The following is a 17,326-nucleotide window of genomic DNA, read 5'->3' as shown; positions in this document are numbered from 1 at the left end:
GACAAACAATGAAATTGAATCGATATATCAATAAAATCAGCATATTCTGTTTAGGGGTAGCTGTACTGATGGGAGGTTGTACAGATTTAGATGAAAATGTCTATAATCAACTCACCAAAGATAACTTTTACAATAACAGGGTGGAGATCATGCAAGGTGTTCTCCGACCGTTTACACATATGCAGGCTTGGTTAGCTCCTACTGGACAGAACGGTTATTTTTACCATTCAGAACTGTCTGCAGATCAATTGGCCTGGCCCCAAAAGGGAAGGCATGCATTTGATGGAGGTGACCATATCCGTATGCACTATCATACCTGGACCAATCAGGAAGGCCGTATGAGAAATGCCTGGGCATTGATGTGGAGTGGTCTTGGTTATGTTAATGCCATTCTTGAAGATATGGAGGTAGTTGATTTTGCTGCAGCAGGTATGACCGAAGAGGAAAAAGAATCAATACTGGCTGAAATTCGGGTAATGCGTGCTTATCATTACATGCGCATAATGGACCTATGGGGCAATGTACCCATTGTAACTAGGGTGGGAAATCCAGTAAACCCTCCGACTGCCAGCCGTGCAGAAGTTTTTGAGTTTGCCAGAAAAGAACTTGAGGATAATGTAGAATTATTACAGCCACTATCTCAGGCCCTGATAGGCAGGGTTTCCAAGGCCGCAGGTTATGCCATGCTTTCGGAGCTTTACCTTAATGCTGAAAAATGGGCAGGTGTACGCATGTATGAAGAATCTATCAAATACAGTGACCTGGTCATAAGCGGAGCAGGTGGCTCTTTAAATGGGCCAATGCGATTAGATCCGGATATATTAGGCCCCTTTAACAATACCAACCACCTTTCCCCAGAAAACATCTTTCAATTTGCCTTTAGCCGAATTGGTGGGTTTACTTTCAATTGGGCAGGGTTCTTTGCCGGGTTTGCCAACATGAGCCCTGCTCTTGGGGTAAATTATAGCGGTAACAATGCTTTTGTGGTAATACCTACTGCATTTGACAAGTTTCAGGAAAATGACCTTCGTAAACAGGAGTGGTTTCTGTTTGGTCCCCAAACACATATTGATACTGGGCAACCCATTCTTGGGACTGAGGAGTATCGTGGTCAACCGATGGTATTTGTAAACAATATAAGAAGAAATTCAGAAGGTGAAACCGGAGAAGGAGGAATGACCCGTGGTGAAGAAAACAGTGGAGCACGTTTTCATAAATACCGTTCAGGTAGAACTACAGATGAAAGGTATTGGGAAAATCACTATATTATTTATAGGTTGACTGAACTTTATTTCAATAAAGCAGAAGCATTGATGAGAATAAACGGTGGTGTGGCCACTCCTGAAGCATTGGATTTGATCAATGAGAGCAGGAGGCGTTCATTTTCTGATCAGGACTGGGCAGATGAAATGTATACAACAGAAACCCTTACCATGGATGAGCTATTGGAAGAGCGTGGACGGGAATTTATTTTCGAAGGAAAAAGACGCACTGACCTTATCCGATTTGGCAAATTTGTAACAGCCTCATGGTGGGATCATGTGCCCAGTAACGACCCAAACAAAGAGCTGTTCGCAATTCCTCATATACAAGTCGTTTCAAATCCAAATCTGATTCAAAATCCAGGTTATTAAATTATTGGGTTAATATTTAGTATAGCAATTGATCTTGCCCTAAGGCTTTATATATTCCTGATAAAGAGATATATGGGGTGGTTAGGGCAAGACGGTTGTTATCTGCCCCTATTTTTACCATGCTACAATTAAAATTAAACAACAAACATTAATGCACACGAATAGAAAATTATGTGTCCGGTTAGGTAAAGGATACCTGATGGTATTGTTATGCCTATCAGGTTATCAGGTTACTGCTCAAGAAACCATTCATCTCACTACCCTGGACCAGTTTAAGGATCCCGGCAAATCATGGACTGAGGCGGGGGAGGTACAGGGTAGCCTTACCGTGGATGGAAGTATGAAAAGTTCCAAAGGTAATGGCATACTGGTCAATATACCTACCAAACGTGAGAAAGGAAAAGATCTGTATACAAATGAATCGTTTGGTGATATGGATATGGAAGTGGACTTTTTGCTTACCAAAGGCTCAAATTCTGGGATCTATATTCAAGGGATGTATGAGATCCAACTGATAGACAGCTGGACAAATGTATCGCCTAAATCTGGTGACAATGGCGGCATATATGAAAGATGGGACGAATCCCGCACCGGTGCCAAAGGATATAATGGCTATGCACCCAGACAAAATGCTTCCAAAGCCCCCGGTTTGTGGCAGCACCTGAAAGTATCTTTCCAAGCGCCCCGTTTTGATGATTTGGGCAATAAAATTGCCCCGGCCAAAATGATAAGGGTAGAGCTGAATGGGGTATTGATCCATGATAATGTTACCCTGGATGGACCTACCCGAGGGGCCATGTTTTCTAAGGAAGTGGCCAAAGGCCCTCTAAGGTTACAGGGTGACCATGGGGCAGTGGCTTTCCGTAATTTAAAAGTCAAAACTTATGACACTCCTGCTCCGAAGCTCCTTGATCTAAGCTATATTCTCTATGAAGGGGAATATCAGCAACTGCCTGACTTTGCATCTGCCACAGCAGCCCAAAACAATTCAGCTTCTTTTCTTACCGGAAATATCCGTACAAAATCGAAACAGTTTCTTATCCGGTACAAAGGAAAGTTACAGGTAGAAGAAGCCGGTGATTACCACATAGCCCTACAGGTGCCAGGAGGGATGGGCAATATTAAGATAGCCGGCCAAGAGGTCATTGAACTTACCCGCAATGGGGGACAGCATATGGTGAAGCTGCAAGCGGGCACACATGATTTTGAACTCGTTTATTCTAAATTTCAGGATTGGGTAAATTCAGCTTTAGGACTGTCCATATCAGGTACGGGATTAAGAGATACCCAATACAGCCAGAGTGCAGCACCTGATAGAGTAGGGGCTGACCCTATTTTAGTGGATCCGGTTACACAGCCAGTGCTGCGTAGTTTTATGGACCTGCCTGGAAGAATCAGGGTAACGCATGCTGTTTCTGCCGGTTCTACCAATGGGGTCCACTATACATATGACCTGGCCCATGGAAGTTTGATTCAGGTATGGAGGGGCGGATTTTTAGATGCTACTCCCATGTGGAACAGTAGGGGGGATGGCTCCTCTCGGCCGCGTGGCGCTGTACAGTATTTTGGTGAACCGGCATTTGCCATCGGTAGTCAGGATGCTGATGGAGTATTGGTACTTAACGACACTACAGGTACCGGTTTTAAACCCGAAGGATATAGCATCCAGGATGATCCTAATCACCTGGCTTTTCAATACAGGATTCATGGCCTGAAGGTAATAGATGATATAGAGATCCTTTCTAGCGGTGAAGGGATTAAACGAAAAATAACCACTGATGGAGAAGGTAATGATTTATATATACGAGTGGCATCAGCTTCAGCTATTAAGGAAATAGAGAATGGTCTTTATCTCATTGGTGAAAAAGCTTATTATATTCAGTTTGAAGGTGGGCAGAAACCTATTCTTAAAAATGCGTCAAATACGACTGAATTACTGTTGCCGGTCGGTACATCCGTCACTTATTCCATGTTTTTTTAAAAAAGTCAACCCATGATCAGAAATATATATCAACAAATTATATGGGCGCTTCTTTTAGTTATGGTTCTGCCCATAGCAAAAGGAATAGCCCAGGAGTCTCCTATGGAGGAGGATTATTATAAAGTCTTAAAGGTAAGCAGTCCCGAAGGTACGCTATTGGAAGTAGGGGGATTGACCATGCTGTCAAACGGAACATTAGGGGTGTCTACCAGGAGAGGAGATATTTATCTGGTAGAAAATCCCACTAGCCCCAGACCACATTTCAGAAAATTTGCTTCTGGACTGCATGAAGTTTTGGGCCTTTATTATAAAAATGGCTCATTATATTGTGCCCAGAGAGGGGAGCTTACCAAATTGACGGACACCAACCAGGACGGTTATGCAGATAGGTATGAAACGGTTTTTGCCTGGCCACTATCAGGACATTACCATGAATATAGCTTTGGGCCTGTTCAGGGCGCTGACGGTGATTTTTATGTCTCCGGCAATGTGGCGTTTGGCAATGAAGAATGGTGGCGTGGAGAAAGCCGTGTCCCCTATAGAGGATGGATTTTAAAAATAAGCGAGGATGGAACCATGGAGCCTTATGCCACCGGTGTCCGTTCACCGGCAGGTTTGGGATATATAGATGATAAGTTGTTTTATACAGAAAACCAGGGAGATTATATGGGTTCTGGCGGTTTATGGCACATTACAAAGGGAACATTTGCCGGCCATCCTGCCGGGTTGAAATGGACCAGTTTACCCAACTCCCCATTAAAGCTTACCATAGAAGAATTCAATAAGGTGATCGATCCTAGACAGCATAAAAATGAACAGGGAAGAATGATCAAGCCAGAAAACATCGTGGAAGAAGAATATCAAACCATGTTTGAGGCAAAGCAGTCTATACCAGACCTAAAATTGCCTGCTGTGTGGTTTCCCTATGGGATCCAGGGGATATCTACTTCCGAACCCATAAAAATCCCAGAAGAACACATGGGGCCGTATGGCGGTCAGATCCTGGTAGGGGATCAGGGACAGAGTAAGATCATGCGGGTGGACTTGGAAGAAGTGGACGGTGAGCTTCAGGGCGTTTCCATAGATTTCAAAAGTAATTTTAGATCAGGGGTGTTACGATTGGCATGGGGTCAGGATGGATCATTGTTTGTAGGGGAAACCAACCGCGGTTGGGGGTCGGCAGGAGAAGCTAATGAGGGGCTTGAAAGACTGGTTTGGACCGGTGAAGTTCCATTCGATATTAGGACTGTCAAAGCTAAGCCTGATGGATTTGAGATAGCGTTTACCAAACCAGCATCTAAAAATTCCATAGAAGATCTGGCTTCTTATGCTGTATCTTCATTTATCTACAAATATCATCCAGTCTATGGAAGTCCTCCTGTGGACCATCAGGATGCCAAGGTAGTAGGGGTCCAGGTGTCTGATGACAGAATGAAAGCACGTATAATAGTGGAAGGATTAAAACCTTACTACATCCATCATCTCTTCCTGGAAGGGATAAGGGAGGAAGACACCTCCTATTCACTGGTACATCCATCTGCTTATTATACCTTAAACAAAATACCCTCAGGGCAGGGTTTGGATAGAAAGGCAGTGATTACTTTCGATTCAAGAGTCAAGAAGGAGGAGGAAGAAAAAGCCAAAATAGCCAAAGCCGCCCCGGCTGCCCCGGCTAAGCCAGCTAAAGAAGCCCCTGCGGCAAAACCAGTGAAACAAGAAGCGATAACCTTTGAAGTGGTTAAACCCATACTGGCCAAAAATACCTGTACGGCCTGCCACAACAGGGATACCAAGCAGGTAGGTCCTGCATATGTAGATGTAGCCAAACGTAACTATACCAATGAGCAAATAATAGAACTCATCCATACCCCAAGACCTGAAAACTGGCCAGAGTATGCGACACCTATGCCGCCTATGCCGCATGTGACAAGGGAAGATGCACTTAAAATAGCTCAATGGATAAATTCACTGAATAAAAAACAATAAATAACTGCTGCTACACCAAGATCCGATTCTTTTGGTGGGGAAACCTACTGAATATGTATCTTTCTTTACATGCATGAAAATGGAGAGGGTTATCACGGGTGAAATTGCTTTATCGGTGGCAGCTGATTTGCAAAAGAAATATATTTACGATTATTGGAAAAAATATGATACACAAAACATTATTATCAATGATTACCGTAGCGCTATTAGCTACAGGTTGTGATCCTGCCGGCAGTCATTCTAGTGCGGAGGAAGACGTTGCCAGTCGAGAACAAGATGCAGCGTGGATAGATTTATTTGATGGCCACTCCACCAAAGGCTGGTCACGGTATAATAAAGATGAAGTAGGGGAGGCCTGGAAAGTGCACGAAGGGGTGCTCTATCTGGACCCTACTTCCGGAAAAGGAGGAGATTTGGTCACGGATGACATCTTTTCAGATTTTCATTTGCAGCTGGAATGGAAAATATCCAAAAACGGTAATAGTGGGGTGATGTTTTATGTACAGGAATCAGAAAAGTACAACGCTCCTTATGCTACCGGTCCCGAAATGCAGATCATAGACAATGACGGACATCCTGATGCAAGGATAGTCAAACACCGGTCAGGAGATTTATATGACCTGATAGCCTCCAGTGAAGAAGTATCCCATCCAGTAGGGGAGTGGAACAAGTCAGAGATCATATCAAAAGATGGCAAACTTGATTTCTATCTAAATGGAGTCAATACTGTTTCTACTACCATGTGGGATGATCAGTGGGATGAGTTAGTGGCAGCGAGTAAGTTTAAGAACTGGCCAGGTTTTGCCAAATACAAAGAGGGAAAAATAGCACTTCAGGATCATGGAGATGCCGTATGGTTTAGGAATATCAGAATTAAAAAATTATAAAGTTATAATATAAAACCGGGAGCTCCATCCCGGTTTTTTTTGCTTCACCAAAGACAAAAGTTACATTATTTCATAGATATGCATAAACCCAGGTGTTGATTTTTTACTGCGAATGATTTATATAAATCAGGTACCGGTGTCATTTTGCGGCTATAAATCATGTTCTAAATATAAATATGATTGTATAGAATACATTTACATGTTGTTTAAAACTTATCTTAGGGCCTGCTGAAAAACTCAGGTTCTCCAATGTATGAAACCCAGTCCAGATTGCAATCTGGACTGGGTTTTTTTGATACTGGAACATAGATGCTGGTTCTAACACTAATAAATATGAGTTTTGCCAACACCTTCCATGCTGAAAAACTCAGGCAAAATAGTGCTTCCCCGGCCAATTTGACCAGGTTGAGCACTAGGATAATGGAGGTGATCCATGACTGGCTGATGTTTTTGAGCTTTGCCCTGATACGGTTCATACCGGTATCCGTTTTTGGCCTGTCCAAGCTTTCCTTCAATCGGATTCCTCTCTCCGGGACTTACGTACTTTTCCACTGCCTTTGCCGAGGCCCTTCCCAACAGTTTGGTCGCCAGTTTATATTCTTTTCCTTCAGCAATTTCCTGTTTTTCCTGCTGCAGTAAAGTACATCCGCCAGAACCTTTGCCGGATAATGACCGAATCTTTCACACTACTTTTCGACATAGTCAGTCAGATGGCTACCCTCAAGGAATGCACCAGAAAGGATTATCCATCTACTAAACTCAGATGGATCTTGCCTCCAAACTCGGTCTTAGCATTTGCTTTTCAGCGCACTACAGGCCGAACATGGGGCTCATGGATACTCACAATCCAGGCTTTCACGTGATGGCTTTTGGCGTTAAACATCCGGGACTGCTGATCATATACCGCCTGGATGACCCAGTAAGTCCTCAGCAACGGTACGGCAGGGGGAAGGCATTGAAGCCGTCCAGCTGTTTTTCAATCGTTTTGAAGTTTCTTTTCAGATGCTGGAGCTGGGATTTGATCCCTTTCCGGATAATTTTTTTGAGGGATTTTTATTTTGTGCACCCTTTAGATAAACCTTCCTTGCCTTTTCACGGTATGTCCTTGACTATTTCCCCTGACGGTTTTATGCATGGAGCTCATCTGTTATTTCTTGGGAGATTTCCCGTGACTTATTGAGCAGGCCCAGATCTGTGGGATAGGCGATATCCTGCGGACAGACAGTCGCATCGTAGATCACTTCTGCTTTGTTTCCTCCATCTCCCGGGACAGTTTCATCTTTATCATTTATGCTTTCATCTTTTTTTTAATAGCTCTGTCCATCAAAAATTCATGGACTTTCCTGTTCATCTCATATATAAGGTCCTGTACCAGTCGCTTTCTTATATCTACGAATAGAGCGGCATCGAATGGCGGTTCTTTGATATAGGAACTGTAGCCGATAAAATACTGGAGGTACATGTTTACATATATCTGGGTAACTGTCCCCTGTCATCCAGGTTGAGGATATGCTTGATGATTAATGCACCGATCAGGACCCGGGGATTCAGGGGAGGTCTTCCTGTACCTTTTGGTGGGGTGTGTTTGTTGAAAAGACTTACAAGGTCATCCCACGGAACCTGATTAATGAGAACTACCCATCTGTTATTGGGATCCAACTGGTTGTGAAAGGGAGTTTAGAATCCCGAAAAAGCCAGCTGGTTTGGCTGGTATATTCACTTCGTGGTGCACGACTTTTGGAGATCTGATATTTAAAAGAATTTCTCAGAAGTAAATATTTATTCAATATTTCGCATAAAAGTGGCATAAGGCTTTTATTTATAGCATAAAAACGTAAATGTTATACATTTTGAATGATTTTTAATACTACTCCTTTAATGTTTAGCCATAAATTTCTGAAATGAAATCAGTTAACATTTAATTTGGATAATAGTGGTGATTACATATTGATGATTGGATGCTTTGACACAAAAGCAGAAGTTTTTGGATACTTGTATAAGTGCCTTAAATCACACGGTAAAAATATTATAACAATCAATACCGGAATTATGGGATCAACTGATGTGTTTCCTGTGGATTTTGAATCAGAAACACTAGCCAACTATGCCGGCTCTAATATTATTGAATTAAGACAAAAGGCTGACCGTAATTTTGCTATGGAGAAAATAGGGCAAGGTGCCGCTATTTTGGTAAGTAGGCTTGTGGCTCAGGGAGGACTTAAGGGTGCCATAGGAATGGGCGGAGGAGGAGGTACATTTATAATATTAACAGCAATGCAGCAAATTCCCATAGGTATTCCAAAAATATGTATTTCTACATTAGTTGGTAAAGACTTATCTAATCAATTGGGTAGGAAGGATATTCTATTGATGCCTTCTATTGTTGATGTGGCTGGCATCAATAGCATAAGTTCATTATTGATAAGTCAAGCAGCGGCAGCCATTTCAGCTATGCTAACTGTTTCAGAAAAGAAAAGCAAGAAAGCCATTGGCAAAATTGCTATTAGTATGTTTGGCAACACCACTCCATGCGTGGATATGTGTACGAAATTTTTAGAAGAAAAAGGGTATGAAGTGTTCGCTTTTCATGCAAATGGGCTTGGAGGATTAACTATGGAGTCCTTAATAAGGGAGAATTTTTTTCAAGCCGTCTTAGATATAACCACTACAGAGCTAGCAGATGATCTATTCGGCGGATCAGCTAGTGCTGGCCCTAAAAGACTTATGGCTGCTGTAGAAATGGGTATACCTCAAGTAGTAGTTCCAGGTTGTCTGGATATGGTGAATTTTGGCCCTATTAATTTGGTACCCACTAAATATAAAACGAGAAAATTATATAGTTGGGGGCCAGATTCGACACTGATGCGGACAAATAAAAATGAAAATAGAATATTAGCTAAAGAGTTGATTAGAAAGTTAAATAAATCTACTGCTGTAACTTCAGTTTTATTGCCACTTAAAGGTATTTCTCAAATAGATAGTGAGGGGAACATATTCTTTCATCCAGAAATAGATCAAGTTTTATTTGAAACTATAAAAAGATATGCCGCAGAAAGTGTGCAAATTTTAGAGGTAGATGCACATATAAATAGTATTTTCTTTGCAGAAACAGCTGTCAAAACATTATTGATAAACTTAAAAAAACAAACAAATTTAAACTATGCCAAATCCATGGACAGGTAAGGGCAATCCTTACACCCGACAAGAGATAAAAGACAGACTCCAAAATAGTATTGATCAAAATAAAGCTATAATAGCTGCAGGTGCTGGAACTGGTATCAGTGCTAAATTTATAGAAAAAGGAGGCGCTGATTTAATAATTGTATATAATTCTGGAAGATTTCGAATGGCCGGCCATGGGTCTACTGCTGGATTAATGGCTTATGGAGATGCCAATGCTGTTGCTATGGAAATCGGTGAGTTTGAAGTGCTTCCAGTAGTTGAAGAAATTCCGGTTATCTGTGGAGTTCATGCTTCAGATCCTCGCCGTAGAATGTGGCATCATTTATTAAAGGTTAAAGAAATGGGCTTTTCAGGGGTCAATAATTTTCCAACCCATTCTATTGTGGATGGCCATTTTAGACAGGTCCTTGAAGAAACCCAAATGGGCTTTTCAAAGGAAGTAGAAATGGTTCGATTAGCTTCAAAAATGGATCTGTTTTCTATAGTGTATGTAGCCAAACCCGAAGAAGCAAAATTAATGGCAGAAGCTGGTGCAGATGCCATCATAGCTCATGTGGGAACAACAATAGGAGGATCCATTGGAGTAGTTAATGCTACTTGCTCCATGGAAGATGCTATTGAGCGTACAAATGAGATTATTGAAGCCGGGAAAAAAGTTAATCCTAATATATTCTTTTTGGCTCATGGGGGTCCTATCAATACGCCCGCTGATGTGCAGATAATACTGGACAGCACTGATGTTCAGGGATTTGTTGGTGCGTCTTCTTTAGAGCGAATGGCGGTAGAGGAATCACTGACTAATCTTACCAGAGAGTTTAAATCTCTTAAATTGGACAATTGATAAAGAGCTGTACATCCCATATTGAGGGGATTTAGCTGTTATATTAAAAAATAGAATTCAGGTAATAGGAAATTTATAAGCAAAGCCGTCTAGAATTAATTTAAAATCTAAAAGATGGTTAACACTTATTTGTCTTCTAAACACAACATCCATTCTTATTTTTCTCAATAGTATATAACGCCCAGAATAAAAGGTGATGCAAACAAAATTTAAGTTTAACAAGATGATATCCCCATACATTTTAATGCTGGTTATCGGTGTTCAATCTTGTAATAAAAATGAAATAGATCCTCATAAGCAGATTGTTTTTAATGAAGGATTACCGGAAAGTCTTGAGTCTTTGGAAAAACACTTACCCTTTAAAAATTTTAGTTATGCTATTCTTGACACAGGAACTGATAGCCTAAAGGTATTTTTCGGAAAATTAATGCAGGGTTCAAAGAATGGATATTGGATTGGGATTGACTTACAAGGGATGCCAGCTAAATTTTCTACAGTAGATTTAAATGAAATTGATTCTCTTGGTTATCGGACGAAAGATATTGATATCGAATTTAATGAGGACATGAACAAAATTTCGGTACGGATTATAGAGGTTGATTCATTAAATTTAAGTTATGCCTGGTTGGATGGTTCAGAATTAATAAATAATATTTCAATAAATACTATTGAAAACCCATTACGTAAAAATGCATTATTTCCGGAAATGAACCTAGAATCATTATATGGTGAGACCATTCATTCAAGTCAATTTAAGAATAAATTTGTAATAATTAACTGGTGGGCCACTTGGTGCTCCCCCTGCATAAAGGAAATTCCTGGTTTAAATGGGATAGTAGAGCGTTACAAGCTTAATGAAAACATAAGATTTATAGCTTTGACTGACGACCCGCGAAGCAGGATTGAGCGTTTTTCAGGAGCTAAGGTTTTTAATTATGAAATGGCTTTTGCAAATGAAGAAGTGAGAAATATTTTTGGCAATTCATATCCTATTAATATTATTATAAATCCTTCCGGTATTATAACATACATAAGCAAAGGAGCAGGTAATAATACTCCTAACGAAATAGAAGCTTCATTACAACAACAATTGGAAGATTATAAAAGGAATTTAATGTATGCCAATTAAAATTAAATCAAAAGTGGTTTAAGAAAATCTGAGTCAGTGTTATCCCTATATTATAAGCGAAAGTGATTTTATGAACAAAAACAGAACAATTATAGCATTATTAATTATTTTCATTTCCGTATTTTATACAGGCTGCCAACAACAAGAACATATGAGACATATAGTAATATTTAAATATAAGCCAACTGCCACTCATGACCAGATAGAAAAGGTGACTGCTGCATTAGCCGAACTGAAAAACACCATCCCCGGCATAGTTGCCTTTGAACATGGGATCAACGACAGTCCCGAGCAAAAAAATCTTGGCTATACCCATGTATACATGTTTACTTTTGAAGATGCTGCAGCCAGGGACGAATATTTGCCACATCCCAAACATAAGGAATTTGGGCAAATGTTAGAGAAACTGGATATTCTGGAAGATGCATTTGTAATAGATTATATTCCTTAACATAGGACGTTTTTTCTTTCATCTATGGATCAATAGGTTCTTTCTTTAGAATGATAAATACAAAAAACACATGAATATTAGTATAGATCTAATGATAACTATAAATTTTGTCAGTTCACATTTACCTATGTTGTTTGAATATTAAATATAAGAAAAGATTAATATCAATAATTTAAAATCCATGAAAGAACTCAACAAAAGTGCCTTGTTTAATGGGAGCTGTTTTGCTATTCTTACTACAGCTTTTTCTTTTTCAATTAGGGCAGGAATTCTTCCTCAATTAGGGCAAGAATTTGGTCTTTCTGCTGAGCAACTTGGCTTTATAAATTCTATGTGGTTTTTGGGAATGCCCATTTCCATGATCATAGGGGGATTGGTCTATCATTCCTTTGGTCCCAAAAATATAATGACAGTAGCGTTTATTGCCCATACATTGGGGATTGTGTTGACCATTTATGCTAGTGGGTATACCGGATTGCTTGTTTCCACTCTTTTTATCGGATTTGGCAACGGCTGTACAGAAGCGGCCTGTAACCCTATGATAGCGGATATGTACTCAGGCAATAAAATGAACAAAATGCTGAACAGGTTCCATATGTGGTTTCCGGGAGGGATATTGCTCGGTTCATTAATTTCCTTTGTGATGACGGATTTCGGAATATCCTGGGAAAACCAAATGTGGCTAATTATGGTGCCAACAGTCATTTATGCGGTATTGTTTTTTGGGAAATCTTTTCCGGAACCAAAGGTGGAAGGAGCAAATTCTCTTTTAGAGAATTTCAAGGCGATGATAAGTCCCTTGTATTTATTTTTGTTTGTGTGCATGTCCCTTACCGCTATATCTGAATTTGGTCCCAATCAGTGGGTAAGTGTAGTTTTGAGCAGCAGCGGTGCGGAGCCGATGATAATCTTGGCACTGACTACAGGGCTCATGGCGGTGGGCCGATATTTTGCCGGGCCGGTGGTGGCAAATTTTGGACAGACGGGTGTGCTGCTGATTTCTGCACTATTGGCAACCATAGGCATATATATGTTCAGTACAGTAACTGGTCAGATGGCGTATCTGGCAGCAGTTATATTCGCCATAGGCATTTGTTACTTCTGGCCGGTAATGGTCGGAGCGGTGGCGCAAAGGGTTCCTTTGAGCAGTGCTTTGGGCATGTCGGTTATAGGTGGGGTGGGGATGTTCTCCACTGCTATTTTCCAACCTATCATCGGTGGCTGGATAGATAGTTCTACTGCAGAAAATATGAGTCAAGGACTTTCCGGTGAGGCATTGGAACTGGCGGCAGGACAGGATACCTTACAGAAAATGGTGATATTCCCCGTCATTTTAATTTTGCTGTTTACCATTTTGTTTTTCTGGCAAAGAAATTCAACAAGTACTAAAGAAATGCTTGAACAATAATTTAAAAATATGTAAATACCTAAAACCAAAAGAATCATTGCATTTATCAATATGAAGGCCTGTTAGTAATTTATGATAAAATGGATAAAAAGACTACCTTTTACCGTATAATAGATGATGGCAGATTGGGCTTGGATAAGTAATCTCTTTTAACAAATGGAATCCTATTTCAGGGAAATAATTCCTTGATTTGAGTGGTATATGCCTAGGACAGGAAAGATAAAAAATACAATTACCAAGAAGAAAGCAATTCATCACTTATGTTCCTTGATTTTGGGTAACTGTCCGCTATTTAAAGAAATATGAATATACGGAATTCTGCCAGTAGCCAAATTTAAGTTTGACAGCTTATGATAATAAGTTGAATCTTGAAGACGGAATCCGTTACTTGGTCAAAATAAAAGGTTCTGACCAAGAATATCTTAAAATTTAATGAACGCTTTCCTGATGAAGATTCCTGTATCGAATATTTTAAGGATAAAAGGATCAGAGAAGGCGTAATCTGTAAAAAGTGTAAAGGTTCTGACCATTACTGGCTTCATTCGAAGTACATGTTTCAATGTAAAGAGTGTAGCTTCCGAACCAGTATAAAAAGCGGTACTGTAATGGAAAACAGTAATTTGACTTTAAAGCAATGGTAAATGGCAATCACCTTTATCATTGCTACAAAACAGGGGTTCAGTGCTCTGGAACTTAAACGCCAGATGGGTTTTACCAGATACCAGACCATTTTGATCTTTATCATAAGATCAGAATTATTATGGGCAAAAGGGATGATGATTATAAGCTTGAAGATATGGTAGAATATGATGAAGCATATATAGCCAAAGCAACTTTCAACCAAGCAAAAAGAAAAGCTCAATAGAGGAAGGGGTACACAGCAAAAATCCATTGTTGCTGCAATGGCAGAGTCCACCATTTTGGAAGATTTGAAAACTGGGAAATTGACCAAAATCTGTAGATACTTTAAAATGAAAAAGATATATAACTTAAAAGTCAAGACTGCTGAATATCTGGTCAAAGATTTAATTGACCCTGATACTGTGGTTCAGACGGATGAAAGCCCTACCTATACAAATTTTGAAGATTTCATTGATGTACATATAAAAGAGATTTCCAATTCAAATGAAGGTAAGTTTAATCTTATATGGGCTCATACGGTAATAAGTAGTCTTAAAAGTGATCTTAGAAAATATAGAATGGTATCTGAAAGAAAGCTTCAAAATTACATGAATGAGTATTGTTACAAGCTAAACAGAAGATATTTTGGCGAAAGGCTTTTTGACAGATTAGTTAATGTATCAATTCAACCCTACTGGCAAAGTAGCGGATAATCATATATAGAATCATCAGAAAAAAAGCATTATGAGAATCATTATATTTATAACTGTATTATTTGTATTTGCAGCATGTACCACTTCATCGAAGAGCCCTGTTGCAGTTTCTTATGAAGGAGATACATTTTCCTTCGAATTGAATAGAATGGAGGAAACTGGTTTTACCAAAATTTCAGGTCAGAGCAGTGGGGAAGGTTTCAGACAGGCGATCGGTGAACTGGATAATATTTTTTCCCAAATTTGGGGAGACTACCAATACCGAATGGATCCCCAATGGAAGGGTAAAAATTTCAATTTTACACTCCGTTTTTCTGAAGAGGAGGTAGTTGGGGACCTGTTTTGGAAAGTGGCGGAAGTAATCAGTCGGCAAAGTGATATTTTCATTGACCTGAAGGGGGAAGAAACGGTATATGCCCAATGTCTGCAAGTAGCTGATCAAGGGTTATTGGCTTCCCATATTTATCAGGTAAAAGAAGGGGTGGAGCAAAGCTTAAATTTATCAAATGCGCACCTAAATACCAAGGGTAAAACCCTTCTGCAACTTACTGAGGAACTTAACCAGGTAAGTGCCAGTGGATTCTATTTGTATGATGGAGCTGATATAGGGAAATATTCCTTTGAACTGGATATTTCCAGCCCAGAAAAACTTAGACAATCATTGTCTTTTTATGGTATATCTTTGGAGGGCTGCCAAATGAAAACTGAAGTGGTGGAAATAAAATAAATCTGTGTTATTATTGTTTATATGCACATCATGAATTTTTTGTTTGCTAAAAATTCATGATGTAGTGGCATAGGATCTCTAGCTAATAAAACTAAATGAGGATAAATACATAAGAGGTAAAAGGTATTTCAGATGGTTTTATAAAGGTGAAGAAAGTGCTTATATACATTTTTTTCGATATTTATAACTTTATAGATGTTGTAAATTAAAAGGTTTATAATTAAGCGGTGTTAAAATACCCTTAGGATTTATAATTGTAATAGTACTTTGAAGATATTTAAATTTGCAAATCTCGTACATTATTTTTTTAATTCATGACTAGCTAAAACAGCATATTGAGTGGCATAAGCAAAGCTAAACATTCCTTCTGTATTATTATCTTCAATGTTGTTGCTCCAGCCATTCAGTAGATCTGTAGGTAGAAAACCGTTGCAATAAAATTTTTCATAACCATAATCAAGGTTTTTTTGAAATGAGTCTAAATAATTATCAACTGAAGTATACTCGGGATAAATATCTACATACCCACGCATCAATACGCCATTAAACCAGTTTCTAAAACCACTTATATCAAAAGTATAATGACCGGGAATGGTTTTATCTAATATGGAAAAATATTGAAAACTTGCATCAGACAATTTCCTGGCATCTTCTATGTAAACTCTATCTTTGGTAACCTTATATAATTCAGCCGCCCCTGAAAGCATGGTGCCACTGTTATAGGAAATAGCAGGGCCTATACGGTCATGACAAGAAATACCTTTTCTATAATTAATGTTGTCAATAGTTTCAATTTCCGGACTTCCAGGCATACATCCACCCATCATATCGTCATAGACACCATCATTTCGCATCAAAGATTTTTTTTGCCACACATAGATTTTTTTTGCAAAATCAAGATAATATTCACTTTTTTTGAGCGGTTCAGATCTTCTTGTTTGCCTATCTTCTGGGTCAATAAACTTGTTGGTAATCTCATCGGCTTGATTTCTATACAATTTGTATAGCCACACTAGCGGACTAATCATAGGACCATTACTACAAGCATGTTTAGTCACATAACCTGGTCCCCAAGGAATTCCTCCTCTTTCAACTCCATTTGAGTCTATCGTATTATCCCAACCATCGAGTACATATTCTGTCAAATATTCTGCTTTTGCTAGATAGTCATTATTGCCCGTAGCTTTATACGCTTCGATAAATACTATAATGAGCCACATTTGATCATCATATACATTTTCTATCCCATTAACTTTTGCAAAACCTTTAGTGTTAGCTCTATGTACACCATAAATAGTCCATTCTTTGGTCTGGGTATAGGATGTCAACTCAAAGGTACCCAAATAAAAATCTGCGTTGTCAGTAAGCCTTTCTAAAAGAGCTGTGTATTTTTCAAAATAATTATTGTAAAGAGAAGCATTCCCATGTGCTTTAAATGTTTCAAGAGAGTGAAGTATGGAATTTACTGCTTCAATAGCTGCAGTGTACATCCAGACACTTCCCAACTCGGATGAACTTAATTCAGTAATTGGGTTATAATACCTCGACATGGCCATTCCTTCACCCTTAAAGTGAGCTTCAACTGCATTGTCCATTATGTCCATGGCCCGAAGTAGGTTTTGTTCAGCTAGTGTGGTAAATTCTGAAGGGAAATCAGGACCAAATTCTTTATCTAGATTCTTAAATGTTAACACATTTCCCAAAAGAATGGCGAAAATGGTGCCGTATAATATATTGGTCATCAAAGTCATTAATTCATCTTTAA

The 17,326-nt window shown here is 39.3% G+C and carries 14 protein-coding genes and 1 pseudogene; 12 read left to right on the top strand and 3 right to left on the bottom strand.

The features are described 5' to 3' along the window. The first annotated feature begins 8 nt into the window (after window positions 1–8). The 5 genes from EL17_RS01575 (at window position 9) to EL17_RS23385 (ending at window position 7,127) form a co-directional block, all read left to right on the top strand. Entirely contained in the window at window positions 9–1,634 is a 1,626-nt protein-coding gene (locus EL17_RS01575) for a RagB/SusD family nutrient uptake outer membrane protein (protein WP_084166075.1), read from the top strand. 151 nt (window positions 1,635–1,785) lie between these two features. Continuing rightward, window positions 1,786–3,615: a 3-keto-disaccharide hydrolase gene (locus EL17_RS01570; protein ID WP_035069138.1), complete on the top strand. Its 1,830-nt coding sequence runs from the start codon at window positions 1,786–1,788 to the stop codon at window positions 3,613–3,615. A 12-nt stretch (window positions 3,616–3,627) separates the two neighbouring features. Then, window positions 3,628–5,601, top strand: coding sequence for a c-type cytochrome (locus tag EL17_RS01565; protein WP_035069135.1), 1,974 nt, complete (start codon window positions 3,628–3,630; stop codon window positions 5,599–5,601). A 164-nt stretch (window positions 5,602–5,765) separates the two neighbouring features. Next, entirely contained in the window at window positions 5,766–6,488 is a 723-nt protein-coding gene (locus EL17_RS01560) for a 3-keto-disaccharide hydrolase (protein ID WP_035069183.1), read from the top strand. Window positions 6,489–6,821: 333 nt separating this feature from the next. Further along, window positions 6,822–7,127, top strand: coding sequence for a hypothetical protein (locus EL17_RS23385; RefSeq protein WP_164674899.1), 306 nt, complete (start codon window positions 6,822–6,824; stop codon window positions 7,125–7,127). A 649-nt stretch (window positions 7,128–7,776) separates the two neighbouring features. Here EL17_RS23385 and EL17_RS23015 read toward each other — a convergent pair. After that, complete coding sequence (locus EL17_RS23015) at window positions 7,777–7,950, bottom strand: hypothetical protein (RefSeq protein WP_084166074.1); 174 nt, start codon at window positions 7,948–7,950, stop codon at window positions 7,777–7,779. A 2-nt stretch (window positions 7,951–7,952) separates the two neighbouring features. Continuing rightward, the gene (locus EL17_RS22430; protein WP_051719711.1) at window positions 7,953–8,147 is read right to left on the bottom strand and encodes a hypothetical protein; all 195 of its coding nucleotides are present in this window, start codon (window positions 8,145–8,147) and stop codon (window positions 7,953–7,955) included. Window positions 8,148–8,411: 264 nt separating this feature from the next. On the opposite strand from EL17_RS22430, the gene EL17_RS01550 reads away from it, so the two are divergent. The 7 genes and pseudogenes from EL17_RS01550 (at window position 8,412) to EL17_RS01520 (ending at window position 15,561) form a co-directional block, all read left to right on the top strand. Beyond that, entirely contained in the window at window positions 8,412–9,671 is a 1,260-nt protein-coding gene (locus tag EL17_RS01550; RefSeq protein ID WP_240485913.1) for a Tm-1-like ATP-binding domain-containing protein, read from the top strand. Further along, window positions 9,649–10,512: a phosphoenolpyruvate hydrolase family protein gene (locus EL17_RS01545; RefSeq protein WP_035069132.1), complete on the top strand. Its 864-nt coding sequence runs from the start codon at window positions 9,649–9,651 to the stop codon at window positions 10,510–10,512. The genes EL17_RS01550 and EL17_RS01545 overlap by 23 nt, the downstream gene beginning before the upstream one ends. Window positions 10,513–10,708: 196 nt before the next feature. Further along, window positions 10,709–11,641 (top strand): TlpA family protein disulfide reductase, encoded by a 933-nt coding sequence (locus EL17_RS01540; RefSeq protein WP_084166073.1) that lies wholly within the window; start codon window positions 10,709–10,711, stop codon window positions 11,639–11,641. A 151-nt stretch (window positions 11,642–11,792) separates the two neighbouring features. Further along, the gene (locus EL17_RS01535) at window positions 11,793–12,092 is read left to right on the top strand and encodes a Dabb family protein (RefSeq protein WP_035069126.1); all 300 of its coding nucleotides are present in this window, start codon (window positions 11,793–11,795) and stop codon (window positions 12,090–12,092) included. 181 nt (window positions 12,093–12,273) lie between these two features. Further along, a complete protein-coding gene (locus tag EL17_RS01530; RefSeq protein ID WP_035069124.1) occupies window positions 12,274–13,500 on the top strand; it encodes an MFS transporter in 1,227 nt (408 codons plus the stop codon). Window positions 13,501–13,907: 407 nt separating this feature from the next. Further along, a pseudogene (locus EL17_RS01525) lies at window positions 13,908–14,834 on the top strand (IS1595 family transposase). Window positions 14,835–14,865: 31 nt separating this feature from the next. Next, complete coding sequence (locus EL17_RS01520) at window positions 14,866–15,561, top strand: immunoglobulin domain-containing family protein (protein ID WP_035069121.1); 696 nt, start codon at window positions 14,866–14,868, stop codon at window positions 15,559–15,561. A 299-nt stretch (window positions 15,562–15,860) separates the two neighbouring features. Here the strand turns inward: EL17_RS01520 and EL17_RS01515 are convergent, their stop codons facing one another. Then, on the bottom strand, window positions 15,861–17,303 hold the full coding sequence (locus EL17_RS01515; protein WP_240485912.1) for a glycoside hydrolase family 76 protein: 1,443 nt from the start codon (window positions 17,301–17,303) through the stop codon (window positions 15,861–15,863). Between the last annotated feature and the right edge of the window lie 23 nt (window positions 17,304–17,326).

It is taken from the genome of Anditalea andensis (genome assembly GCF_000714815.1).
In the GTDB taxonomy this organism is placed as follows: Bacteria; Bacteroidota; Bacteroidia; order Cytophagales; family Cyclobacteriaceae; genus Anditalea; species Anditalea andensis.
This window is presented reverse-complemented; position numbering and strand designations above follow the sequence as displayed.